Source organism: Serratia sp. 25CWL12, assembly GCF_055790885.1.
Map to the genome: position 1 here is coordinate 2,590,383 of NZ_CM147698.1, position 25,406 is coordinate 2,615,788.

At 50.6% G+C, this 25,406-nt stretch carries 19 protein-coding genes and 1 pseudogene; 12 read left to right on the forward strand and 8 right to left on the reverse strand.

The features are described 5' to 3' along the window. The first annotated feature begins 266 nt into the window (after window positions 1-266). The 4 genes from cydD (at window position 267) to infA (ending at window position 4,954) form a co-directional block, all read left to right on the forward strand. The gene (gene cydD / locus ACX9GV_RS11030) at window positions 267-2,033 is read left to right on the forward strand and encodes a heme ABC transporter permease/ATP-binding protein CydD (protein WP_473195547.1); all 1,767 of its coding nucleotides are present in this window, start codon (window positions 267-269) and stop codon (window positions 2,031-2,033) included. A 2-nt stretch (window positions 2,034-2,035) separates the two neighbouring features. Then, complete coding sequence (gene cydC, locus ACX9GV_RS11035) at window positions 2,036-3,781, forward strand: heme ABC transporter ATP-binding protein/permease CydC (protein WP_473195548.1); 1,746 nt, start codon at window positions 2,036-2,038, stop codon at window positions 3,779-3,781. A gap of 75 nt (window positions 3,782-3,856) precedes the next feature. After that, a complete protein-coding gene (aat, locus tag ACX9GV_RS11040; RefSeq protein WP_473195549.1) occupies window positions 3,857-4,609 on the forward strand; it encodes a leucyl/phenylalanyl-tRNA--protein transferase in 753 nt (250 codons plus the stop codon). 126 nt (window positions 4,610-4,735) lie between these two features. Continuing rightward, the gene (gene infA / locus ACX9GV_RS11045; RefSeq protein WP_002211347.1) at window positions 4,736-4,954 is read left to right on the forward strand and encodes a translation initiation factor IF-1; all 219 of its coding nucleotides are present in this window, start codon (window positions 4,736-4,738) and stop codon (window positions 4,952-4,954) included. Between the two features lie 212 nt (window positions 4,955-5,166). On the opposite strand, the gene clpA is transcribed toward infA, so the two are convergent. Both clpA and clpS read right to left on the reverse strand, forming a co-directional pair. After that, on the reverse strand, window positions 5,167-7,449 hold the full coding sequence (gene clpA, locus ACX9GV_RS11050) for an ATP-dependent Clp protease ATP-binding subunit ClpA (protein WP_023491935.1): 2,283 nt from the start codon (window positions 7,447-7,449) through the stop codon (window positions 5,167-5,169). A gap of 26 nt (window positions 7,450-7,475) precedes the next feature. After that, complete coding sequence (gene clpS / locus ACX9GV_RS11055; RefSeq protein WP_473195550.1) at window positions 7,476-7,796, reverse strand: ATP-dependent Clp protease adapter ClpS; 321 nt, start codon at window positions 7,794-7,796, stop codon at window positions 7,476-7,478. Window positions 7,797-8,204: 408 nt separating this feature from the next. Here clpS and cspD point away from each other — a divergent pair, with 408 nt between their 5' ends. After that, a complete protein-coding gene (gene cspD / locus ACX9GV_RS11060; protein ID WP_023491938.1) occupies window positions 8,205-8,426 on the forward strand; it encodes a cold shock-like protein CspD in 222 nt (73 codons plus the stop codon). 105 nt (window positions 8,427-8,531) lie between these two features. On the opposite strand, the gene macB is transcribed toward cspD, so the two are convergent. Both macB and macA read right to left on the reverse strand, forming a co-directional pair. After that, the gene (macB, locus tag ACX9GV_RS11065) at window positions 8,532-10,478 is read right to left on the reverse strand and encodes a macrolide ABC transporter ATP-binding protein/permease MacB (RefSeq protein ID WP_473195551.1); all 1,947 of its coding nucleotides are present in this window, start codon (window positions 10,476-10,478) and stop codon (window positions 8,532-8,534) included. After that, a complete protein-coding gene (gene macA / locus ACX9GV_RS11070; RefSeq protein ID WP_473195552.1) occupies window positions 10,478-11,593 on the reverse strand; it encodes a macrolide transporter subunit MacA in 1,116 nt (371 codons plus the stop codon). The genes macB and macA overlap by 1 nt, the downstream gene beginning before the upstream one ends. A 657-nt stretch (window positions 11,594-12,250) precedes the next feature. Between macA and ACX9GV_RS11075 the strand changes: the two genes are divergently transcribed. Both ACX9GV_RS11075 and ACX9GV_RS11080 read left to right on the forward strand, forming a co-directional pair. After that, window positions 12,251-13,642 (forward strand): purine-cytosine permease family protein, encoded by a 1,392-nt coding sequence (locus tag ACX9GV_RS11075; protein ID WP_473195553.1) that lies wholly within the window; start codon window positions 12,251-12,253, stop codon window positions 13,640-13,642. A 16-nt stretch (window positions 13,643-13,658) separates the two neighbouring features. Then, window positions 13,659-14,438: a creatininase family protein gene (locus ACX9GV_RS11080; protein WP_023491946.1), complete on the forward strand. Its 780-nt coding sequence runs from the start codon at window positions 13,659-13,661 to the stop codon at window positions 14,436-14,438. Window positions 14,439-14,537: 99 nt separating this feature from the next. Here ACX9GV_RS11080 and ACX9GV_RS11085 read toward each other — a convergent pair whose 3' ends face one another. Continuing rightward, entirely contained in the window at window positions 14,538-16,196 is a 1,659-nt protein-coding gene (locus ACX9GV_RS11085; RefSeq protein WP_473195554.1) for an ATP-dependent endonuclease, read from the reverse strand. A 195-nt stretch (window positions 16,197-16,391) separates the two neighbouring features. On the opposite strand from ACX9GV_RS11085, the gene ACX9GV_RS11090 reads away from it, so the two are divergent. From ACX9GV_RS11090 to ltaE, 4 genes are all read left to right on the forward strand, one after another. Next, entirely contained in the window at window positions 16,392-17,288 is an 897-nt protein-coding gene (locus tag ACX9GV_RS11090; protein WP_023491948.1) for a LysO family transporter, read from the forward strand. Window positions 17,289-17,459: 171 nt separating this feature from the next. After that, complete coding sequence (hcp, locus tag ACX9GV_RS11095; RefSeq protein WP_473195555.1) at window positions 17,460-19,109, forward strand: hydroxylamine reductase; 1,650 nt, start codon at window positions 17,460-17,462, stop codon at window positions 19,107-19,109. Window positions 19,110-19,163: 54 nt separating this feature from the next. Then, window positions 19,164-20,168, forward strand: coding sequence for an NADH oxidoreductase (gene hcr, locus ACX9GV_RS11100; protein ID WP_473195556.1), 1,005 nt, complete (start codon window positions 19,164-19,166; stop codon window positions 20,166-20,168). 426 nt (window positions 20,169-20,594) lie between these two features. Continuing rightward, window positions 20,595-21,611: a low-specificity L-threonine aldolase gene (gene ltaE, locus ACX9GV_RS11105; protein WP_473195557.1), complete on the forward strand. Its 1,017-nt coding sequence runs from the start codon at window positions 20,595-20,597 to the stop codon at window positions 21,609-21,611. 91 nt (window positions 21,612-21,702) lie between these two features. Here ltaE and ACX9GV_RS11110 read toward each other — a convergent pair whose 3' ends face one another. After that, window positions 21,703-22,395, reverse strand: a complete 693-nt coding sequence (locus ACX9GV_RS11110) for an N-acetylmannosamine-6-phosphate 2-epimerase (protein WP_473195558.1) — start codon at window positions 22,393-22,395, stop codon at window positions 21,703-21,705. After that, a pseudogene (locus ACX9GV_RS11115) lies at window positions 22,392-23,947 on the reverse strand (maltose/glucose-specific PTS transporter subunit IIC). The gene ACX9GV_RS11110 and the pseudogene ACX9GV_RS11115 overlap by 4 nt, the downstream one beginning before the upstream one ends. Window positions 23,948-24,114: 167 nt before the next feature. Between ACX9GV_RS11115 and ACX9GV_RS11120 the strand changes: the two are divergent. Continuing rightward, window positions 24,115-24,942, forward strand: a complete 828-nt coding sequence (locus ACX9GV_RS11120) for a MurR/RpiR family transcriptional regulator (protein ID WP_473195559.1) — start codon at window positions 24,115-24,117, stop codon at window positions 24,940-24,942. Window positions 24,943-24,944: 2 nt separating this feature from the next. Here the strand turns inward: ACX9GV_RS11120 and ACX9GV_RS11125 are convergent, their stop codons facing one another. Beyond that, a complete protein-coding gene (locus ACX9GV_RS11125; RefSeq protein WP_473195560.1) occupies window positions 24,945-25,292 on the reverse strand; it encodes a DUF1294 domain-containing protein in 348 nt (115 codons plus the stop codon). Between the last annotated feature and the right edge of the window lie 114 nt (window positions 25,293-25,406).

A 25,406-nucleotide genomic window follows, 5' to 3' on the forward strand; every position in this document is an offset into this window, starting at 1 on the left:
AGGTTTATCAACCCGGGAATAGCAGCCGCTTAGCCATTATTCCGCCAGTTTGCGTAGCGGCTGTGCTATTTTGCTGACGGCTGAGTAGCAAAGTAACCTGAGCGTTCAAACCATAGTGTTCAATCCATTGGTGTTAAAATAATGGCATCCAAACAATAGTGTTCAAACCATGGCGTTTATTTGTCTTGCTTGTGACTTAAGCGAACATTTCAACAGTACGTTAACCTAGCCTGTTGCTACGGGCATTGGCGGCACAGACTTTTCCGATGAAAAAAACCAGACAGCAGCAGTTGACCCGTTGGCTCAAGACCCAGAGTACTTTGGCACGGCGTTGGTTGCGTATTTCTATGCTGCTCGGCTTGGCAAACGGTATTTTAATCGTCGCACAAGCCTGGCTGTTAGCATCCTTACTCCATGCTCTGATAATTATCCATCAGCCACGGAGTGAACTTGTTTCATCATTTATCTGGTTGGCGGCGACTTTTGCACTGCGTGCCGTGCTCAGTGGGTTACGTGAACGGGTTGGTTTCATTTGTGGGCAGGTAATACGCCAACGGATGCGCGCTCAGGTGTTAGATAAACTGCAACAGCTCGGTCCAGCCTGGATACAGGGCAAACCGGCAGGCAGTTGGGCCAGCATCATTATTGAACAAATCGAAGATATGCAGGATTACTATGCGCGTTACCTGCCGCAAATGTATTTAGCCGTGCTTATCCCGGTGCTGATCCTGATCACCGTCTTCCCAATTAACTGGGCAGCCGGTCTTATCCTATTGGTAACCGCCCCGCTCATCCCGCTGTTTATGGCGTTGGTCGGTATGGGTGCGGCAGATGCCAACCGCCGTAACTTTGTTGCCCTGGCACGCCTGAGTGGCAATTTTCTTGATCGTCTGCGTGGGCTCGATACCTTGCGCCTGTTCAACCGTGGTCAGGCAGAAACCGCTCACATTGCCCGTGCTTCGGAAGATTTTCGTCAGCGCACCATGGAAGTCCTGCGCATGGCGTTTCTCTCCTCGGCGGTGTTGGAGTTCTTCGCCTCTGTCTCTATCGCCGTGGTAGCCGTCTATTTTGGCTTCTCTTACCTGGGTGAGTTGAATTTTGGCAACTATGGGACAAGTGTCACGCTGTTTGCTGGTTTTCTGGTGCTGATCCTGGCACCCGAGTTTTTCCAGCCGTTGCGTGATCTGGGTGCCTTTTACCATGCCAAGGCTCAGGCAGTGGGCGCGGCGGAAGCGCTGGAAAGTTTTCTTGCTGCCGAAGGGGAATCGATGGGTAATGGCACGCAACGCGTGGACAACCGCACCCCACTGACCTTGCAAGCACAGAATTTGGAAATTCTCACCCCCAATGGGGTGTTACTTGCCGGGCCACTTAACTTTACTTTGCCTGGCAACCAACGCATCGCCTTGGTTGGCCTCAGTGGTGCCGGGAAAAGTTCACTGTTGAATCTGTTGCTCGGTTTTCTTCCCTATCGAGGTTCATTACAGGTCAATGGCATTGAATTCCGTGAATTGTCAGCGGAAAGTTGGCGTCAGCAATTAGGTTGGGTTGGGCAGAACCCCCACCTGCCAGCAGCAACACTGCGCGATAATATTCTACTCGGCAACCCACAAGCCGATGAACGTCAACTACAACAAGCCATTGATCAGGCCTACATCAGTGAATTTCTGCCACAGTTGCCAGATGGGTTGGAAACAGAACTGGGCGATAGTGCAGCTCGCCTCTCTGTGGGGCAGGCTCAGCGCGTGGCCGTGGCGCGAGCGCTGCTAAGCCCACGCAGCTTGTTATTGTTGGATGAGCCAGCCGCTAGCCTGGATGCCCACAGCGAGCGTTTAGTGATGCAGGCATTGAGTGTTGCCTCCCATCAGCAGACTACGGTGTTGGTCACACACCAGTTGGAAGAGACGGTAAATTACGATCAGATTTGGGTGATGGATAGCGGTAAAATTGTCCAGCAAGGCAATTACGCCACACTCAGTACGCAACCCGGTCTGTTTGCCAACCTGATAGCCCACCGTCGCAGGGAGCTATAATCATGCGCGTTTTATTACCATTCCTGGCGTTATATCGCCGCCACTTAGGGATGATTATGCTAGGCATAGTCCTGGCAATAGTCACATTACTGGCCAGCATCGGCTTGTTATCGCTATCTGGCTGGTTTCTAGCCGCTTCCTCACTGGCGGGCCTGGCGGGGTTGTCTAATTTCAATTACATGCTACCTGCAGCCGGTGTGCGTGGTGCAGCCATTTTCCGCACTGCCGGGCGTTATGCTGAACGGGTAGTGAGCCATGATGCGACATTCCGCGTTCTATCGCAGCTTCGCGTATTCAGCTTTAAAAAAATTCTACCACTCTCCCCAGGGGGGATTGCCCGTTTTCGTCAGGCCGAATTGCTAAATCGATTGGTCGCGGACGTCGATACGCTCGATCACCTCTATCTGCGTGTGATTTCCCCGCTGGTCAGCGCCGCCGTGGTGATTTTAGTGGTCACCGTTGGCCTAAGTTTCATCGATGGTCAACTGGCGTTCACCCTGGGCGCAATTTTGCTGTTCCTGTTGCTGATCATCCCCCCGGTCTTTTATCGCGCGGGGCAGCCCATCGGGGCAGAACTGACCCAATTGCGCAGTCAATACCGCACCGGCCTTACTGCCTGGTTACAAGGGCAAGCAGAACTGGTGGTCTTTGGCGCACTCGAAAATTTCCGCCAGCAACTCAATGACACTGAACAGCGTTGGCAGCGGCGCCAATGGCAGCAAGTCTCTCTAGGGGGGCTCTCACAAGCATTAATGATCCTGGCCAGTGGTCTGACTGTCACCTTGTTGTTGTGGCTTGCCGCTGCAGGTATTGGCAACAATACTCAGCCCGGTGCACTCATTGCCCTGTTTGTTTTTGCTGCCTTGGCCTCTTTTGAAGCCATGCTCCCTGTAGCTGGCGCGTTCCAACACCTGGGCCAAGTGATCGCCTCAGCCACTCGGGTCAAGCAGCTCATCGATCAACAACCTGAAGTCACCTTTCCAACGCAGTCGGTATCGGGGCCAGAGCGGCAAACCCAAGCCTCACTGCAACTGAGTGAAATCACCTTTACCTATCCCAATCAACCGATAGCCGTGTTGAACAAAGTGACCTTGAATGTGGCTGCGGGCGAACAAATTGCCTTGCTGGGGCGCACGGGCTGCGGCAAATCTACCTTGTTGCAACTCCTTACCCGTGCCTGGGATCCAGACAGTGGACAGATCCAACTCAATGGTCAACCGCTGAGCGCTTATGATGAGCCCACCCTGCGTGCCATGACCAGCGTGGTTAGCCAGCGAGTTCATATTTTCAGCAGCACATTGCGTGACAATCTGCGCATTGCCGCCCCTGATGCCAGCGATGAGGTTCTGAGTGATATGCTGCAACAGGTCGGGCTGGGTAAGCTACTGGCTAACGAAGGGTTGAATGCCTGGCTGGGTGACGGGGGGCGCCAACTCTCTGGAGGTGAACAACGCCGTTTAGGGCTTGCCCGCGCGTTACTGCATCAAGCCCCGTTATTGCTACTCGATGAACCTACCGAGGGGTTAGATGCCGAGACCGAGCAACAAATCCTGGCTCTGTTACGCCAGCATTGTGCTGGCAAAACCTTGATTTTGATTACCCACCGTCTCTCTGGATTGGAGTATTTCGACCGTATTTGTGTGATGGATGGTGGACAAATCGTCGAGCAAGGAAATCATGTTGAGCTAATGAGCCAGCAGGGGCGCTATGCACAATTTCAACAGCGGCTGGGGAATCTGCCCCTTTGATACGGCCTGATACTGACTGGATCTGTCCTTAATGACACTCAGCAACCTCGCTGTTACTTGAATAAACCGAGATTTATGCAACTTTTTACTCTGTCACCGCAATCCATACTGTTTCCATCCCCGGAGCACGCACTGCGTGACCCTAATGGCCTGCTAGCTATTGGTGGTGACCTGGCACCGCCTCGGTTGATCGCCGCCTACCAGCAGGGCATCTTCCCCTGGTACTCGCCAGGGGAGCCGATTCTCTGGTGGTCACCAGACCCTCGGGCAGTGCTGTTTCCCACGGAATACCATCTTAGCCGCAGTTTTAAGCGTTTTCTGCGCAGTAATCCGTTCCGTATCACGCTTAATCAGGCTTTTGCTCAGGTCATCACCGCCTGTGCGCAACGTCCTGATGAAGGTACCTGGATAGGTGATGAAGTCCAGCAGGCTTATTTGCAACTGCATCAAATGGGCTACGCACACTCAATTGAAGTGTGGTTAGGCGATAAATTGGTTGGGGGGTTGTATGGTGTCGCACAAGGGGCACTGTTTTGTGGCGAGTCGATGTTTAGCCTGGTGACCAATGCATCAAAATGTGCCTTATTGGCTTTTTGCCGCCATTTTGTGGCATATGGTGGAGAATTGATTGACTGCCAGGTACTTAACCCTCACACTGCCGGGCTTGGAGCGAAAGAAATCCCGCGCAACCATTTTTTGCAGCAACTTGCTATACTTCAGCGCCGGGTTTTAGCGCCAGAATGTTGGTTGCCACAAGATATCAACCCTGATTTATGTAAGCACCTCCTTAAATCAAATGGTGATGAATATGGCCTCACAGTAGGTTAATGACCTCTTTCAATCACTAATTTTACGGAAACGCTGCATTATTCAGCGGCATTTCTTTACATAATGTAGGTTTTTCGGCATTATCTTGCCGGTTAAAAACTAAGGTAGTAACACCTAGAGGACTCAATGGCCAAAGAAGACAATATTGAAATGCAAGGCACCGTTCTTGATACGCTGCCAAACACCATGTTCCGCGTTGAATTGGAAAACGGGCACGTGGTAACCGCTCATATCTCCGGTAAAATGCGTAAAAACTATATCCGCATCCTGACGGGTGACAAAGTCACTGTAGAGCTGACCCCGTACGACCTGAGCAAAGGCCGCATTGTCTTCCGTAGCCGTTAATCGGTTCATCCATCACCTGCCAGTGGTGATTGCGAGGATGTGATCCCTCTTAGCGATAATTCTGTTTACCTAAGCAGCAAGGTTCAGTATCAAGTTCTCTTGGTGCGGGTAAACTGAGAGGGGGCTTTTCCATTCCCAGCACTGATTAAATTCAGACGTAAAAAAAGCGATGTCTAAACATCGCTTTTTTGTGTTTTATGCCTACCTATCACTTAGTGCATGGCACTTTCATCCGCTTTACGCTTCTGAGCACTGAGGAAGCCGTAAGTGAGCTTGTTATTCTCTTTATCCAGTTCGACTTTCACCGAACCACCATCAACCAAGGAACCAAACAGCAATTCATTGGCCAACGGTTTCTTCAGGCTTTCCTGCATGACACGCGCCATTGGACGAGCCCCCATCGCACGATCATAGCCTTTCACTGACAGCCAGTCACGGGCTTCGGCACTCACTTCCAGCGATACCCCCTTGGCATCCAATTGCGCTTGTAGTTCGACGATAAACTTGTCGACCACCTGCTGGATCACCGCGGTAGACAAATGGTTGAACCAGATAATGTTATCCAGACGGTTACGGAATTCTGGCGTAAACACTTTCTTGATCTCTTCCATAGCATCAATGCTGTTGTCCTGGGCGATCAAACCAATAGATTTACGTTCTGTTTCACGCACACCGGCGTTAGTGGTCATCACCAGAATAATATTACGGAAATCCGCTTTACGGCCATTGTTGTCAGTCAGCGTGCCGTTATCCATCACCTGCAATAGCAAGTTGAACACATCCGGGTGTGCTTTCTCAATTTCATCGAGTAACACCACCGCATGGGGATGCTTGATCACCGCATCCGTCAACAACCCCCCTTGGTCGTAACCGACATAACCCGGAGGCGCACCGATCAAACGACTGACGGTATGACGTTCCATATATTCGGACATATCAAACCTCAGTAATTCAATATCCAGTGCCTTGGCCAGTTGTACCGTCACCTCAGTTTTCCCGACGCCGGTTGGCCCTGCGAAAAGGAAAGACCCTACGGGTTTATGATCCTGCCCCAAACCGGCACGACTCATTTTAATGGCTTCGCTCAGCGCTTCAATGGCAGGATCCTGACCAAATACCAACATTTTCAGGCGATCGCTCAAGTTTCTCAATACGTCTCGATCACTGGCTGAAACTGTTTTCTCTGGGATACGAGCAATGCGCGCAACCACAGACTCGATATCTGACACATTAACGGTCTTCTTGCGTTTATTGGCCGGCAGTAAGCGGCTACGAGCCCCGGCTTCGTCAATGACGTCGATCGCTTTATCAGGCAGATGACGATCATTGATATATTTCACTGACAGCTCAACCGCTGCGCGGACCGCTTTCGCCGTGTAACGCACATCATGGTGCGCTTCATATTTACTTTTCAGGCCATTGATGATCTGAATTGTCTGTTCTGGCGTCGGCTCAGTAATATCTATTTTCTGGAAGCGACGCGCCAACGCGCGATCTTTTTCGAAAATACTGCTGAACTCCTGATAGGTGGTGGAGCCAATCACCCGGATCTTGCCACTGGAAAGTAATGGCTTAATCAGGTTGGCGGCATCCACCTGCCCGCCAGATGCCGCACCAGCACCGATGATGGTATGTATCTCATCAATAAACAGGATACTTTTTTTATCCTGTTCAAGCTGTTTCAGCAGCGCTTTGAAACGCTTTTCAAAGTCGCCACGGTATTTGGTACCCGCCAGTAGTGAACCGATATCTAACGAGTAAAGTGTGCATTCTGCCATCACCTCTGGCACATCGCCCTGAACAATCCGCCAGGCCAACCCTTCGGCAATCGCGGTTTTGCCCACCCCCGACTCCCCCACCAAGAGTGGGTTGTTTTTACGGCGACGACACAGGACTTGAATCGTCCGCTCCAGCTCACTGTCTCGGCCAATCAGTGGGTCGATGCCACCGACACGAGCCAGTTGATTCAGGTTAGTGGTGAAGTTTTCCATACGGTCTTCCCCCCCTGACTGATCTTCATTACTGGCCGAATTCTCTTCATTCGGCGCCTGGTCGGGCTGATCTTTACGCATACCATGTGAAATGAAGTTCACCACATCCAAGCGGCTGACATCATGTTTACGCAACAGGTAAGCGGCCTGAGATTCCTGTTCGCTGAAAATAGCCACCAGGACATTAGCGCCAGTGACTTCACTACGGCCAGAAGATTGCACATGGAATACGGCACGCTGCAATACGCGCTGGAAGCTGAGTGTTGGCTGTGTATCACGCTCCTCTTCGTTAGCAGGCAACGTTGGCGTGGTCTGTTCAATAAAGGCTTCCAGTTCCTGACGTAATGCCGCCAGATCCACCGTACAAGCCTCAAGGGCTTCTCGCGCGGCAGGGTTGCTGAGTAACGCCAGCAACAGGTGCTCCACGGTCATAAACTCATGTCTGTGCTCACGCGCTCTGGCGAAAGCCATGTTGAGACTGAGTTCCAGTTCTTGATTGAGCATAAGCACCTCCCCAATAGATCGCCTGTTCAGGCTTTTTCTTTCGTACAAAGCAACGGAAACTCATTCTCCCTTGCATAACGGTTCACCTGAGCCACTTTGGTCTCCGCCACTTCAGCGGTAAAAACACCGCAGATAGCTTTGCCATGATAGTGAACCGTGAGCATCAATTGTGTTGCACGTTCAGTATCATAAGAAAAGAACTTTCGCAGAACGTCAATCACAAATTCCATCGGCGTGTAATCGTCGTTGTTAAGTATCACTTTATACATTGATGGCGGCTTTACCGCATCAATCTGTTTTTGTTCGGCTAAATGTTCAAGATCCAGCCAACCATTACTATTGCCCATTGCTGATCATCTTCTCTGGTGCTCCATCGTTCCTCCTCGTTTGGCTGCCTGAGGCTTCCATGGCCTGGTGACAGCAATTGACACGAACTTGAGTCTATATGGAGACATCTTAAGGTTGTTCAAAGTAGTATCCCTTGATACTTCTATTTTATCATCATCATACTGAAGCTGCTGCATCACCTACCGAATTATTTCGCAACTTATTTGTTACTAAATGATGTCGGCAATGTTAACCAGATCAAATTTTAGTAAACCACTGCCTGCTGTCAAAGCCGATATCTTGACGTGACGACCATTTGCTCTAGAGTGTAAATTCGTGAGTTGCTGCTCTTTTGACCAAATAACACTCACCTGAATCAGTTATTCATCTCATCTGAAAAATAATTATGTTGCGAGGGATGTAAAAGCATGGAAACCGGTACGGTTAAATGGTTCAACAACACCAAAGGGTTCGGTTTCATCTGCCCTGAAAGCGGTGGTGAAGATATTTTTGCTCATTATTCAACGATCAAAATGGATGGTTATCGAACGTTGAAAGCAGGTCAACAAGTCAGATTCGATGTGCATCAAGGGCCGAAAGGGAATCATGCCAGCGTTATTATGCCTGTGGAAAACGAGGCATTGGCCTGATTGCGCCACCAGCCCCACCCTGCACTGTCAAACTAAACTGTCAAACTAAATGCAAATGCCAGCGGTCATTCGGCTGGCATTTTACTTAATGAACGTAGGTCTCGTTTACTCACGCGCCAGCGCATCAATCGGGTTCAGTTTGGCTGCTCGCTGTGCAGGTAAATAACCGAATATCACGCCAATCGCTGTAGAGCAGAAAAAAGCGCTCAGCAGAGCCGCCATTGAAAAGCTGAACTGCCAGCCGGGTAGCAACCCTTGTGCCAGCAAGCAGATAGAGAACGACAACAACATCCCCACTCCACCCCCGATCAGGCACACCAATACCGCTTCGATTAAAAACTGCTGCATGATGTCACCAGAACGCGCCCCTACCGCCATACGGATGCCAATTTCACGGGTGCGTTCTGTTACCGAAACCAACATGATATTCATCACACCAATCCCGCCAACCACCAGTGAGATCACCGCCACCAGGGTAAGGAATAATTGCATCGTATAGGTGGTTTTCTCCACCGCTTGTACCAGGCTGTCCATGTTATCAGTAAAGAAATCTTTCTTGCCATGGCGCAATGTCAGCAGTCGCGTAAGCTGCTGCTCCGCCTCTTGGCTATTATAGCCATCGCGAATACGCACCGTAATCGAATCAAAATAGTTGTTGCCCATGATCCGATTGCTCATGGTGGTATAGGGAAGCCACACTCTCAGCGAGCTGCTACCACCAAACATTGACTGCTTTTCCTGCGCGACACCAATCACCGTCGCAGGCATATTGCCCACCAAAATCACCTCACCCACCACATTCTCTTGATAGGGAAACAAGCGGCGTTGCGTATTGGCGTCAATCACCACCACCTGCGCTTGCGATTGCACTTGTACGGCATCTATACCTGAGCCTTGAGAAAAAGCCATCCCGTAAACCCGGAAATACTGCTCACTGACGCCAGCAACATTGGCTGCCACGTCTGTCTTGCCAAAACGCACGCGCATGCTACTGCTAATATTGGGTGAAAGTGCACGGACGTAAGGCTGTTCACGCAGTGCCTCAAGGTCGTCATATTTCAATGCTTGCCGATAGATAGGGTCATCATCACCAAAATCCTTGCCGGGATAAAGCTCCACCGTATTAGTACCAATAGATTTGATATCTGCCAGCACCTGCTGTTGAGCCGCATCACCAATCACCTTGATTGAGGCTACCGATGCAATACCGATGATGATCCCTAACATGGTCAATGCGCTACGCATCTTGTTAGTCGCCATAGAGCGCCACGCCATCACCAGCGCCTCGCGCCAACGCCCGGCCATCTGCCGCCAAGAAGCAACGGAGGTGGTCAACTCAAGCGTTTTAACTGGCCGCTTGCCTTGAAGCCGCGAACCAGAATCAGCAATGATTTCTCCATCACGGAGCTCAATAATTCTTTCAGCTTGTTGGGCGACAGACAAATCATGCGTAACAATAATCACCGTGTGCCCCTGCTCGCGCAGTTGCTTGAGCACCAGCATCACCTCTTCCCCGGAGTGGCTGTCCAGTGCCCCGGTAGGTTCATCAGCCAGGATCACCTGACCGCCATTCATCAGTGCCCGGGCGATACTGACACGCTGCTGCTGCCCACCGGAAAGTTGGTTAGGCCGATAAGTAACGCGCTCCGCCAAACCTAGGCGCGTTAACAAAGCGATGGATCTGGCACTGCGCGCAGCCTTACCCAACCCAGCGTACACTGCGGGTACTTCAACGTTCTGTGCCGCACTCAGATAGGGCAGTAAATGATAACGCTGAAAAATAAAACCGAAATGCTCACGCCGCAATTCCGCGAGTGCATTACTATCCAGTGTTGCCACATCCTTCCCGGCAATACGGTAAGTGCCACCAGAAGGTTTATCCAGGCAACCGAGAATGTTCATCAGGGTTGATTTGCCTGAACCAGAAGCCCCCATAATGGCCACCATCTCCCCCGCGTCGATACGTAAACTGATACTTTTCAGCACATCTACCGATTGCCCCGCAGAAAGATAGCTACGCCGAATATCACTCAGCTCTAGCAATACCGCCATCAGTTATTGCCCTCCGCAGCGCCACGGCTGACAATCACCTCCTCGCCTGCTTGCAATCCGCTGAGAATCTGCACCTCCAGGTTATTACGTATGCCGATCGTCACTTCCCGTTTCACTTCTTGGTTATGCTGCAATATCGAAACGTAATAGCGGTTTTCGTCAATTTGTTCCCCCAATGCGGTGAGTGGTATCACCAAGGCATCGCTGACTTCATCAAGTAATATATGAACCAGTGCGGTCATTTGCAGACGAAGTAAACCTTGCGGGTTAGGCACTGCAAAACGCGCATAGTAGAAAATAGCATTATTGATTTTCTCGGGTGTGGGTTGAATATCTTTCAACACACCTTCAAAGCGTTTGCCGGGGTCGCCTAATATGGTAAACCAAGCTTTCAGGCCGGGTTTCAGGTGAATCACATCCGCTTCTGAAACCTTCGCTTTCACCAACATGGTGCTCATATCTGCCAGCGTCAGGATATTGGGTGCCTGTTGTGCGGCAATCACCGTTTGCCCCTGCAAGGTGGTGATCTGTACCACATCGCCGTCCATCGGAGCCTCAATGCGCGTATAGGCTAACTTAATTCTGGCAGTGTCCAGACTGGCTTGATTTTTAGCTATTTGGGCCTGGGTGGTTGCAACTTGCGCCTTTTTCACTGCCAGTTCAGTGGTGAGCTTATCCAGATCCTGGCGTGACACCGACTGGGATTTGACCAACTGCTGGTTACGTTGCAGGGTCAGTGTCGCCAATTGCAGTTCTGCGTGCATTTGCTGCAACTGAGCGTGCAACTGCTGCAACGTTGCTTCACCTTCACGAATGCTGTTTTGCTCTTGCTGTGGATCAATGGTGGCCAGCAGTTGGCCCTTCTTCACTTTGTCGCCAATTTCAGCCTTTAGGCTCTGCAACTGTCCACTGACCTGTGCCCCGACATCCACCTTGCGCATCGCATCCAGCTGTCCTGTCGCCAAGACGCTTTGTTGCAAATCGCGCTTCGTCACCTTCACGGTTTTAAAATCCACTGGCGCAGGATGTGAGAAATGCCAATAGCCAAAAATAGCCAGCAGCACCAGAATGGCCCCTGCCCCCCACCAATACTTGTTACGCCCAATTAACTGCATCAATACTCATTCCCACAAAGGTGACCTGCAATGACTGAATGCACCATATAGTAACGCGATGAAATTACCACTGTTGATTTTTAATTGCCTAATCCATACTTATCAGGCCACCAATGTGTGAAGTGTAAAATTTAAAACAGAACATTAACTTACTCTTAAAAGGGATGTTACTTCTCTTTAAGGTTATTAAAACAGCAAACAAGCATATATTGGGCAAACAGAGATTTGTTGGGTACAAAGCGGCAAAAACATAATTTTTGACTTTTTTGCCGCTCTCCTTATCCCCTATACTACGTTTTGCTACTGCAACTGACGCTGTAGTGGCAAAGCATACCTCGGTCCATCCTGTCTGCAGTTAGCAGGCCGGTGAGCAAAGTCCATGCATAGGCCTGCTCATCACGCCAAGCTCTCTGCAACCTGGCAGGCCGTGAGTATGCTCGACAATTTTGTTCATCTGGGATTGGTTAGCCTTACGCTGCTAACGCTTCTGGACCGTCGAAACGTAATGAAAATGCTTTTGATCTACTCATTTTTAGGGCGTTTTTTAACTTACCGTGCTTTTGTGCCGCTATACCCAAGTTAAATCAAGTTACCATCAGGGGGTAACGGGTATGGAGAGCTACACATGGTACATAAAAATAATAGATAGGTTATTGAATGAGCAAACACACACCAAGCACCACTCCGCCGACAGATGCGGATTTTATGTTTTCTCCTATTCCACTCTCTGCCCGCCGCCCCACCTGGAAACAGGTGCTGGTCTGGGTTGGCTTTGGTTATGTTGCCACCGGGTTATTTATTGGTGGTGCATTAGCCGGTGTCGGCGGTAAACCCGGCTTACCCTTTCCCCAAGCGTTAATGGCCATTGCCATTGGGATGAGTATTTTATTCGTCCTAACCTCGCTGCTGGGCATTATGGCGCAAAAAACCGGGTTAAGCCTGGCGTTGATCAGCCGTTACTCTTACGGTCGGTTAGGGGCTAATTTACCGATGATTGCCATGGGGTTATTAACCTTGGGATGGTTTGCCGCCATTACCGGTATGGTTGGTGATATCTGGGGCTCTTTCCTCGGTAACCCTTCCGGGATCACTGTGTTTGATCCTGCACTTCATGGTTTTCAAGGCAGTGCCATTACATTAGAAGTCTTTTTAGCCTGTCTCATTTCCGGTCTGCTGTTTACCCTCACGTCACTCTATGGCATGAAAGGGTTGGAGATCATTGCCATACCGGTTTCACCGATCATCATGTTGATTGCGGTGACCACCGGTATCGCCATGCTGAATGAAGGGGGAGGATTAGCTGAGTTTATCACCCGTTCAGATCAAAATAGCGGATTACCTCTCTCCACCGCGATTACCATGGTGATCGGTAGCTGGATTGCTGGTGCCGTGATGGGCGTGGATCTGTTTCGTTTCAATAAATCAGTCGGAGCCGTGTTATGGGGAGCCGCCGCCTGCTTTATCTTCACCAATCCGTTATTGAACATTGTGGGTTATATCGGCACGGTCACCGTGGGTATGCCTAACTATGTCACCTGGATGCTGGGTAAAAGTGTGATATTAGCCAGTATCGGGGTACTCACCTGGACATTGTCCCTGTGGACGACCAACGATGCCGAACTCTACTGCAATTCACTTTATACCGGCCCGGTGCTGGATTCTTGCGGGATTAAAGTGAATAAGAAAACACTGATATTGATTGCCGGGATCCTGGGTACGCTGCTGGGTTCTCTGGGCTTTTATCAAATCCTGTTCTCTCAGTTTATCAACTATCTGGGCGTTATGGCGCCACCACTGGCAGGCCCATTACTGGCGGATTACTATCTGCATCGTCGCGGTAACTACGCCCTTGATCAGTTGCACCAGCAGCCTCGCTTTAACTGGGCTGGGGTGATCAGTGCGGTTTTCGGTATGGGCATCGGGTTAGCCTTTTCACTGCTTAATATCTTGGCAAACTGGCCTACCGGATTATTGGCTCTGCTGATCACCATCGTCACCTATACACTCATCCAGGCAGTATTTGGTCAAAAACAGTGCGCCACCAATTGAACAGAAGGGAAAAAAGATGAAAAAAGTCATGCTCAATGAGTTCAGCACCGCGGAGTTGGAAACATTATTTCAGCAAAAGCAAATTGACAGTGTAATTGCTATTTTCGGTAGTTGTGAAAGCCATGGTGGGCATCTGCCCCTCGGCCCCGATCTGTTTGTGCCAACCGAAGTGGCCAAGCAAGCGGCACAACGCCTGGATCGCACTCTGGTGTTGCCAGGCGTTCCCTATGGAACCTCCATGCACTATAACGCCAACCCGATGGCCATCACGCTCCGTTTTGAAACGGTTATCGCCCTGGCGGAAGATATGTTTGAAAGCCTGATTCAATATGGCATCAAGCATATCTTTGTCCTCAATGGTCATGATGGCAATATTGCCGCCCTTGAAATTGCCCAGCGTAAAGTCAAGGCGCGCCATAAAGAGGTGGTATTTGCCTTTTTACCGGCTTGGTGGTCTATCCTTGGTGATCGTCTGGGGCCAGACTTTTTCGCCAGTTGGGATGGCTTGGGCCATGGTGGTGAAGGGGAATCATCAATTACCGCTGCCGTTTGCCCTGAGTTATGCGACCTGTCTAAAGCAGTGCGCCAAATGCCTGAAGATGCGCTGCGCTACAGTAAGCATATCCAGCTAATCTGGGATATCGCTGAAGTTTCAGCTACCGGTGCGACAGGCGACCCAACATTTGCCAGTATCGAAAAAGGCCAGAAAATGCTGGCGGCACTGGTGGATATCGTCGTAGAGAACATCCAGGAACTGGAGAAAACTGACTGGAATTATGACCGCCGCTGTGACTAAACAAGTGTAGGTTTATCAGTTATGCAAACGGCAAGGTGCTAGCACCTTGCCGTTTGATTAGCAGCTTGCTGAAGGCAGCATCGTGCCCCCAACTAAAACTTAATCTGCCCGCCCCCTAGCCAACCAAATGACACGGGAAAACAACTTTTTCAACAGCGGCGGTATTGAACTGGTACCCCACTCCCCCGCCTGCATCGCCACTTCAAGCGCCAGATCGGGTTTTGATGAGTGATGCACTGCTTTGATGATCACTTTGCGTGCTGGCATCTGAACTTTTAACGGTACCGAGGCCACCCGATGATAAACGGCACTGAACCCCTCACGATACATAAAATGCTCCATATCCAGCGCTGGCAGCGGCGTCAAACGGTCACGCTCACTATCTTCATGGCTATCCAGCAAGCTGCGCACGGTATTGGCATATTTCTTTCCTGCGTCATCACCGTCAACTAAGGCATGCCATTCAATACCCATGCGCCGGGCAAATTTCAGCAGGGGTTTTAAGCCACATTGGGCGAATTCGATCACTCTGATCCCTTCAGCTTCAAAGTGATAACCACACTGACGTGCCAATTCATTGAGCAACCAAACTTCCGTTTCCCCCTCTACCAACAGCCAGCAACGGGCAAACAACGACGCCGGGCGATTAAAACGGATATGGAAGGCAATACGCCGCCCATCTTCCACACTTAACCCCTGCGGCCCAAGGCGGTAGGTTGCCACACGCGCAGATTCACGCACCAGCCGGCATATGTTTTCTACCGGTACCAGTGAAACCAGCGCGCTGGAGTTGGTGGTGGTAATACGTTGCAATGGCATCAGGTTAAGCAGATTCCAGGCCACTGACAGCATAATGGGGTGCAGACGCGTTTCCGGATCCTCCACCAATAACAGTGGCCGGGTATGCGGATCGAGTTTTAAGTTACCTTTGGCTTGCACCAACGTAGAGAACATCCCTAACAAGATCAGCCGCATGCTACGGCTATTGGGTTCTCCAATCATGCGGTTAATGCTATCCAGCGAGCGCCATGCTTGCTGTTCAGACCGTTGCCGATGGCGATGCGTTCCAACCGCCTGCGAGCCCAGTTCAGCAAAATAGTGCTCAAGTAGTTGCTGCATGGCAGTCAATCCCTGACGCAGCTCTGAATTGGTCAATTTTTGTGGATTACGCACCAGTTCCCGTGTGAGTTGCTCTAGTTGTTGCATCAAAGCGCTATTATCGGCAGCAAGATGTTCATTCAGCGGGCTGGGGCGCAAACGTCGAATAAAGCGGGCATCACGCAAACGCAATACCGGGTGAATACGGATCAACGCATGAACCAACTGGTTGATATGATGCAAATGCAAAGCATTGCCACGGGTGTCGAGGAAACGACGCCAGGTACACACCGTGCCATCGTCCGCCAACTCGCCGGCACAACTGAAGTAAATACGGTTGAGGTTATCGTCCCCTTTCGACCAGAGTGGTGCAAGTTGGCGATAACGTGGCAGGTGGGCATGACCGATATCTTTTTCACAAAAGGTAAAGATAACCTGCAAATGACGCTCTTTTGCCGCTTCATCGCCGGGTGGAAAGTAAAAATCTCTGGCTTCAAAGTGATAAAGCGTCTGCTCCGGTGCCAGTAAAAAGGTCATGGCATCCAACAGGCTGGACTTACCCCAGGCATTCTCACCGATTAATACCGTGTTATCATTTAACTGCAATGAAAGCCGATTTATGCCTCGAAATCCTACAATTTCAACTCGTTCTAAGAACATCTAGCGGCTCCTGTGCACACCATGGTTATTGCCAATACTGCCAAGGTTGACGCGTTGGTGACCTACCTGCATCTTGCTGCACCTTAATGACCCAGTCTATGCGAGTTGCAGATAAGCGGCAAATTGAATGAACTTGGGTATAATCCGCCAGCCTCTGATAAACTCCTATCAAAATTACCAGGCTCGTATTTAATTATGTATTCAGGACTGCTGATTATTTTATTACCGCTGATCGTCGGTTACCTTGTCCCACTACGCAGCAACACCCTGATTCAGGTTATTAACCGTCTGCTCGGATGGATGGTGTACGTTATTCTGTTTTTTATGGGGATCAGCCTGGCGTTTCTGGAAAACCTGGCCATTAATCTGGTTTTGATCTTTCAATACACTGCGGTGTTTTTCCTGTGTATCTGCTGCGCCAATCTCCTGTTACTTTCTGTGTTGGAACGCTATCGTCCATGGCGGCACCCCAACAAACAGTTAAAACCCCCCTCTCGCCTGCATATGGCACTGGAATCACTGAAGCTTGGTGGCGTGGTTCTCGCGGGTTTTGCGCTAGGGTTAACCCAGTGGCACTGGCTGCAACTGGCGGGTAAAGGCAGTGAGTATGCCTTGATTTTCCTGCTATTACTGGTGGGGATCCAACTACGCAATAATGGCATGACCCTGCGCCAGATAGTGCTAAACCGTCGTGGTCTGGTGGTGGCGGTGGTGGTGGTAGTCAGTTCATTGGCTGGTGGCGCGTTAGCGGCACAATTGCTGGGGCTTTCGCTAAAAACCGGTTTAGCAATGGCATCAGGGTTTGGCTGGTATTCACTTTCCGGTATTTTGATCAGCGATGCCTACGGCCCGGTGATGGGCAGCGCCGCTTTCTTTAACGATCTGGCGCGGGAACTGGTGGCCATTATGCTGATCCCGACACTGGCTCGCCGCAGCGGTTCTACCGCCTTGGGATTATGTGGCGCGACATCCATGGACTTCACCTTACCGGTGCTACAACGCAGTGCCGGGCTGGACATGGTGCCTCCGGCAATTGTACACGGGTTCCTGTTAAGCTTGTTAGCCCCGATACTTATCGCGCTGTTCTCTTAATGATGCCGTTCAGCGCCGCCGGCGCTAAAAGAGAATGATTCCTGTTTTCAGGTTAATTTGTTCTAAATCAAATTAAGTTAATATTGCATTAAAAATGCCTTTTTAAGCCACGCCTGCCGATCTATGCTCATAAACAGGTATATAAAATGCAACTTTAAAAAGGAAGCGATCATGTTTTGTGTGCAATGTGAACAAACCATCCGGACATCTGCAGGCAATGGCTGTTCTTACGCTCAAGGTGTATGTGGAAAAACAGCTGAAACCTCTGATCTGCAAGATCTGTTGGTTGCCGTGTTACAAGGGCTATCTGCATGGGCTTTACAAGCGCGGGCGTTAGGGATTATCGATCATGACATCGACCATTTTTCACCCCATGCCTTCTTCTCGACGCTGACCAACGTCAACTTCGATTCTCAGCGCATTATCGGCTACGCTCGTGAGGCTGTCGCGTTGCGCGAATCACTGGCGGCACGTTGTCGTCTGCTTGATGCCAGTGTCCGGATTGATCACCCGCTGGCAGCACTGCAACTAGCGGGAGACGATATGTCCGCTCTGCTACAGCAGGCGGCACAGTTTGCACTCAATAGCGATAAAGCTGGCGTCGGTGACGATATTCATGGGCTGCGCATGCTGTGTCTGTATGGGCTGAAAGGCGCCGCCGCTTATATGGAACACGCTCATGTATTGGGGCAGTCGGATAGCCAAATCTATGCCGATTATCATGCTTACATGGCTTGGCTGGGCGCACTGCCGACCGATGTTGATACCTTGCTAAACAACGCCATGGGCATCGGCAAAATGAACTTTAAGGTGATGGAGATGTTGGATCAGGGGGAAACCCTGGCGTTTGGTCATCCACAACCCAGTTCGGTCAATGTTCGCCCTGTTGCCGGCAAAGCGATTCTGATTTCCGGTCACGACCTGAAAGACCTGCAACTGTTACTGGAACAAACCGCAGGCTCTGGCATCAACGTCTACACCCATGGTGAAATGCTGCCCGCCCATAGCTATCCAGAGCTGAGTAAATATCCCCATTTGGTGGGGAACTACGGTGGCGGTTGGCAGAATCAACAAGTTGAGTTCGCCAAATTCCCTGGCCCAATCGTCATGACCTCCAACTGTATTATCGATCCCAATGTCGGTAATTACGCGGATCGTATCTGGACGCGCAGCATGGTCGGCTGGCCGGGCGTTAATCACCTGGATGGTGACGACTTCAGTACCGTTATCAACCAGGCACAACAGCTTGCGGGTTTTCCCTACAGTGAGATTGAACAGCAGATCACCATCGGCTTTGGTCGTCAGGTGCTCCTCAATGCGGCGGATACCGTTATTGACCTGGTGGCACAGAAAAAACTGCGCCATGTCTTCCTGGTTGGCGGCTGTGATGGTAGCCGTGATGACCGCAGCTACTTTACCGATTTTGCCCGTAATATTCCGCAAGACTGCCTGATTATGACCTTGGGTTGTGGCAAATATCGCTTCAACAAGCTGGAGTTCGGTACGTTGGAAGGCTTGCCGCGCCTGCTGGATGTGGGCCAGTGCAACGATGCCTATTCAGCGGTGATGTTGGCGGTGAAGCTGTCAGAAAAACTCGGTTGCAGCGTCAATGATCTGCCACTCAGTCTGGTGCTCTCCTGGTTTGAGCAAAAGGCGATTGTTATCCTGCTGACGCTACTGTCACTGGGGGTTAAAAATATCCTGACCGGCCCCACCGCTCCGGCGTTCTTGACCGATAACCTGTTGGCGATCCTCAACGATAAATTCGCCATGCGCCCAATCACCAGCGTTGAACAAGATTTGCAAGGTATTCTCGGCTAATGCTGCTTCCCCGGGGCTGCCAGTTGCGGCCCCTCTATTTTTAAGGTGATTGAAGTGACCCAACCCAGCCCATTTTGCCCTAATCAGATGCAAGTACACTCCCTGCAACAGGAAACTGCTGACGTTTGGACACTGAATCTGATCACTCCCGGCGTTTATTCCTATCTTCCCGGCCAGTATGCCTTAGTCAGTATCCGTAATAGTGAAGAAATATTGCGCGCCTATACGCTCTCTTCCTCCCCTGGTTTAAGCCGTTTTATCAGTATCAGTGTCCGCTGCCTGCCAGACGGTACCGCTTCCCGCTGGCTGACTCAGGAGGTCAAACCGGGTGATCAGCTCTGGCTATCAGATGCTCAAGGGGACTTCAGTTGTGCGCTGTATCCCAGTGACCATTACCTGATGCTCGCTGCTGGTTGTGGCGTTACACCAATAATCTCTATGTGCCGCTGGTTAGTCAGCAACCGCGCGCAATGCGATATCCGCGTGATCTTTAATGTTCGGAGCCCATCTGAGGTCATTTTTGCCGATGAGTGGCAGAAATTAGCGGCTCAACACCCACAATTGCAGTTAACGCTGATGGCTGAGCAAGAGGCAACTCCGGGTTTTCTCACCGGCCGCATCAATGAGCAGGTGCTGCGACAAGTGGCACCGGATATTGCTTCACGTACCGTGATGACCTGTGGCCCCGAGCCTTATATGCAACAAGTGGCGCAACTGTGTCAGCAACTGGGGGTTCCGCCGGCTCAATTTCATCAGGAACAGTTCCATACTCCATCAGCACACACTGACCCACTGGCTGATCAATTGATACTGCGTATCAACCAGCCACTCCGTGAATTCCGTATTCCCGTGGGCAGCACCCTGTTGGCCGCCTTGGAGATGCATCAACTACCGGTCAATGCAGCCTGCCGCGCTGGGGTATGCGGTGCTTGCAAAATCCGCATTCTCAGCGGCAAATACAGCACCACCAGTACGATCACGCTAACGCCCAAAGAGATCGAAGCAGGTTATGTGTTAGCCTGCAGTTGCCTGTTGGAGGGTGATACCACACTGGCCTAATGCGTATCCGTCGTCAGGCGATTTGATAAGTAGGATCAGGATGCAACCACACCCTTTATACTCGTTATACTTCAAGCTGCCTGGGTGTTGGCTGCCCTCGTTCACCCTAGTCACATAGTTAGCTATGCTCCTAGGGATTCGCTCAGTTGCCGCCTACATGCAACTCGAATTATTTTGCGTATATACTTCAAGTGGCTTGGCTGTTGACGGCAGTTACTCTGCTCATCACTGAGGCTTAGCGCATCAGGGCCGCAGTAGCCTGATTAATGACGGCTAGACAACAGGTTGAATCAAACGGGCTACTGGCGTGCTTGCCGACATTTTCTTCACGCCAAACAAGAAAAAACCATTTTATTTTCTGCTTTTCCCTCTCGGCAATCGGGTTATTATAACTATTCACCCATCATCAAACGTTCAAGGTTCCCTATGTTCATCGATTTACGCAGTGATACCGTTACCCAACCCAGCGCAGAGATGCGTAGCGCCATGGCACGTGCCGATGTTGGCGATGATGTGTATGGTGACGATCCTACCGTTAATGCTCTACAAACCGAAGCCGTCAGGCTTTCAGGCAAAGAAGCCGCGCTGTTCCTGCCCACCGGAACCCAGGCTAATCTGGTGGCTTTATTGAGCCATTGCCAACGCGGTGAGGAATATATTGTCGGCCAGCAGGCACATAACTATAAATATGAAGCCGGTGGTGCCGCAGTCCTCGGCAGTATTCAGCCACAACCTATCGAAGCCGCGCCGGATGGTACGCTACCATTGGATAAAGTCGCAGCCGCCATCAAGCCCGACGATATTCACTTTGCCAGAACCCGTTTATTGAGCCTGGAAAATACCATCAGTGGCAGAGTGCTACCGTTAGCCTATCTGCAACAAGCCTGGCAATTCACCCGTGAACGGCAGTTAGCCCTGCACATTGACGGGGCGCGCATCTTCAACGCTGCCGTGGCACTGAATGTACCGCTAAAAACTATCACCCAATATTGCGATACCTTCACCATCTGTCTGTCAAAAGGCTTAGGTGCACCGGTTGGTTCGTTACTTTGCGGTAGCCAGGAGTTTATCCAGCGCGCGACTCGTTGGCGCAAAATGACCGGTGGCGGTATGCGTCAAGCCGGTATCCTGGCAGCGGCTGGGTTGTATGCTTTAGAACACAATGTTGAACGGCTAAAAGAAGATCACGATAACGCCAAATGGCTGGAACAGCAGTTACGTGCTATTGGATTAGATATTGCCGAACCCGGCGCACAGACCAACGTATTATACCTGCACCAATCGCCGGAACTGGCAGCCAAACTGGGGCCATGGATGCGAGAGCGTGGGGTGCTGATCAGTGCCGGGCCATTGACCCGTATCCTCACTCACCTCAACGTCAGCCGCCAAGACCTGCAAAAAGTGGTCAATCTGTGGCAGGAATTCTTGCAGCAACATGCCTAAAATCGCCTCAACCCGGCAAGTTACCGCGTAATTGCGGTAACTGGTTGCCAACTGAGCTAAGACGCCCTGATAAAATATCAGGGCGTGCTATTCAGCCGGTTATCGCCGCCACAAAGCGGCGGGTAATTTGCTGAGGGCGGGTGATCGCCCCCCCAACCACCACCGCATGAGCCCCTAATGCCAGACAACGAGCGGCCATTTCTGGCGTTTCAACATTCCCTTCGGCAATCACCGGCAAGTTCACCGCAGCCACCACCTCGCGCAGAAAACGGAAATCCTCTTGCGCCAGCTTTTTCCCGGCAGTTTCTTTGGTATAACCATGCAGTGTGGTTCCCACACAATCGAAACCTAACTCACTGGCAATTTTTGCCTCTTCCAAGGTGGCAATATCCGCCATCAGCAATAGCGCCGGGTATTTAGCACGAATGGCAGCTATCAAGGCCGGTAACTGCAACGCCCCTGGGCGTGGATAGAGTGTGGCATCCAAGGCAATCATCTGCGGCGCCACCGTCATCAATTGATCAATCTCCGCCAGGGTTGGCGTAATATAGACCTCACTACCCGGGTAATCCTGTTTGATAATGGCAATTACCGGTAACGCCACCGCCTGCATAATCGCTTTGACATCTGCTACGCTGTTGGCGCGGATCGCTGCCGCCCCGCCCTGCTCGGCAGCCAGCGCCATACGCGACATAATAAAATCACTGTGTAGAGGTTCATCTGGCAAAGCCTGGCAAGATACCACTAGCTTCCCTTTAATCTGCTGCAAAATCGATACGGTCATAACCCCAATAACTCCTCTACTTCATTTTTAATAATGGTGACATGGGGCCCATAAATCACCTGTACCCCATTGCCACGGATAATCACCCCGCGGGCACCCGAGGCTTTTAAAGCCGCTTCATCAATGTGATCACTCTGTTTAAGCGTGATACGCAAGCGCGTGGCACAACAATCCAATTCGACGATATTCTCTTTGCCCCCTAACGCAGTCACTACCTGTTGTGAACGGTCACTGGCGGGTTGAAGGGTTTCCGTTTCCAACTCATCACCGCGCCCTGGGGTTTTGAAATTAAAGCGAGCAATCGGAAGCGGAAAGTGAAGTAATAGAGGAAGAACCAAGGGATGCCGACCAAGGGGACGTACATCCAATGGGTTTTGGCTTCCCCTTGCAAAACACCGAACAGGATAAAATCGATAAAACCACCGGAAAACGTCTGGCCGATAGTAATGTGCAGGATATGCGCCAACATAAACGCCAAACCATCAAAGATGGCATGAACTACATACAATGCCGGGGCAACAAACAGGAACGAAAATTCAATAGGTTCAGTAATCCCGGTCAGAAAGGAGGTTAACGCCGCAGAAAGCAGCAACCCGCCAACACGTTTGCGGTTTTCAGGCTTGGCACTTTGATACATCGCCAGGCAAGCCCCTACCAACCCGAACATCATGGTAATAAAGCGGCCCGACATAAAACGTGCAGTACCAATGTAGAACTGTTGGGTATTGGGATCCGCTAACTGAGCGAAGAAAATACGCTGCGTGCCCTCAACCAGTTGCCCATTAACCACTTCACTTCCCCCAAGGGCTGTGGTCCAGAAAGGCAGATAAAAGATATGGTGCAAACCAAATGGGCCCAGCATACGCAGGACAAACCCATAGATGAACGTCCCCAGATAGCCGGTGGCATCCACTAACCCGCCGAGACTGAAAATCACTTTCTGGAAGTGCGGCCAAATTAGGGTCATCACCGCGCCGACGCCAATGGCCGCAAAGGAACTGATGATAGGAATAAAACGTGAACCGCCAAAGAACCCGAGAAACTGCGGCAAAGCAATTTTGTTATAGCGGTTATGCAGATACCAAGTCACCAACCCAATGATGACACCACCAAAAACCCCGGTTTCCAGCGTCTGAACCCCGAGGATCATGCCTTGACCTACGGCACTCGGGTTATCAATGGCCAGGGTGCCACTGATCTTCAGCAACGCATTAATCGTGGCATTCATCACCAAATAGGCAATTAACGATGCCAGCCCGGCCGTACCTTTATCACTTTTGGCTAAGCCAACCGCCACGCCAACAGCAAACAGCACCGCCAAATTAGCAAATACCGTCGCCCCGGCACTGGCCATTACCGTGAAGAGCCCCTGTAACCAGCCGATATTCAGAAAAGGGTAAGCTTCAACGGTGTTCGGGTTGGAAAGCGCGCCACCAATCCCTAACAGTAACCCGGCCGCCGGTAGTACGACGATGGGTAACATAAATGACTTACCAAAAAGTTGGGCTTTTTCAAACCAACTTCCTGATGTTTTTCCTCCTGGCCTTGACATAAATTTTCTCCTTTAATATTTATTTTAGATAAAAATTATTACCACAAATAAATATAAAGTATGAAAATAAAATTCAAAACAATGATGTGCTTCACAAGCTGCGGATTTTGCTGGCGGGAAGGGAAGATCTTCCGTCACAATAGGGCAGAGATAGCCAACTAGGTAACGTGATGAATACTGGAAATTTGTTATTACGTCTTAAGCAGAATTTGACGAGTTACAGTCCTACACTGCAAAAACTCGGCAATTTTGTTATTGAAGAGTCTTCCAGGGTGCTCTACTTTACCATCACTGAGTTGGCCCGTGAGAGTGGAGCCAGCGAAGCCAGTGTTACCCGCCTCTGCCGCCATCTGGGCTGCAAAGGCTACACCGAGTTTAAAATGGCGCTGGCACTGTGTGTGCAGCAAAATCAACCGGAAGTGGCGTCAGACCTCAGCTCAACAGAAAGTTTGATCGAAGAAAGCGTACAAGCGCTGCGTGATACCGGGGCGCTACTTGACCATCAGGCATTACAACTGGCAGCCCAAGCTTTGCACCAGGCAAAAGCCGTGCAAATTTATGGCGTCGCCGCCAGTGCGATCATTGGTGATTTCCTGCAATACAAGTTATTACGTGTGGGTAAACCGGCACTGCTTTTTAGCGATATGCATCGTGCCGCAATGAATGCCACCTCACTGGGCCCACAGGATGTGCTGATTGCCATTTCCAGTTCAGGCTCCACCAAAGATATTTTACATGCGGTCACCTTAGCCAAACAGCAACAGGCCCAGGTGATTGTTATCAGCAACACCCAACGCAGCCCTTTGGCTAAACTGGCGGATATTTTACTGGTAGCTGCCAAACCGGAAGGCCCACTCAACGCGGGCACATTGCCAGCCAAAGTGGGGGCGATGTTATTGGTGGAGTTTATGGTGGCAGAACTGACCAAACAGGCTGCGGGCTATAACCAGGCCATTGAGAATACCGCCCGTGCCACCTTCCCATTGCTGTTGTAAGGTCACACCACCATACGGCCATAAAGCCAATATCCTGCGGCCAACATCGCCAGCAGATTAACCACTACACTGAGAATAAAATACGTTTTAAAGGGCTGTTTTTGCGTTTTATGCCGGAAAAGCTGTTGCCCAAGAAAGCCCCCTATCCAGCCCCCCAGTATCCCAAACAGTAACAGGGTGAACTCTGGCAACCGTTGCCACCCCTTGCTGGCAGCCAGTTTGTCGCCACCATAGAGCAACAGGGTCAACACATTGACCAGCAACAGCCACCCCCATAATGGATGGGGAATAAACTGGCAGCCAATAAAAATCAGCAACAGCATCAAATAACAAAAATAATTGATTTTCATTGGCATAGGCTCAAATGGATGTAAGGTGTAATAAGGAACACATTGAAATGATAGCAAGTATAACTGCTGCAATTCATCAGCAAATTTGGCATTCTGTAACGACCGCTTATATTA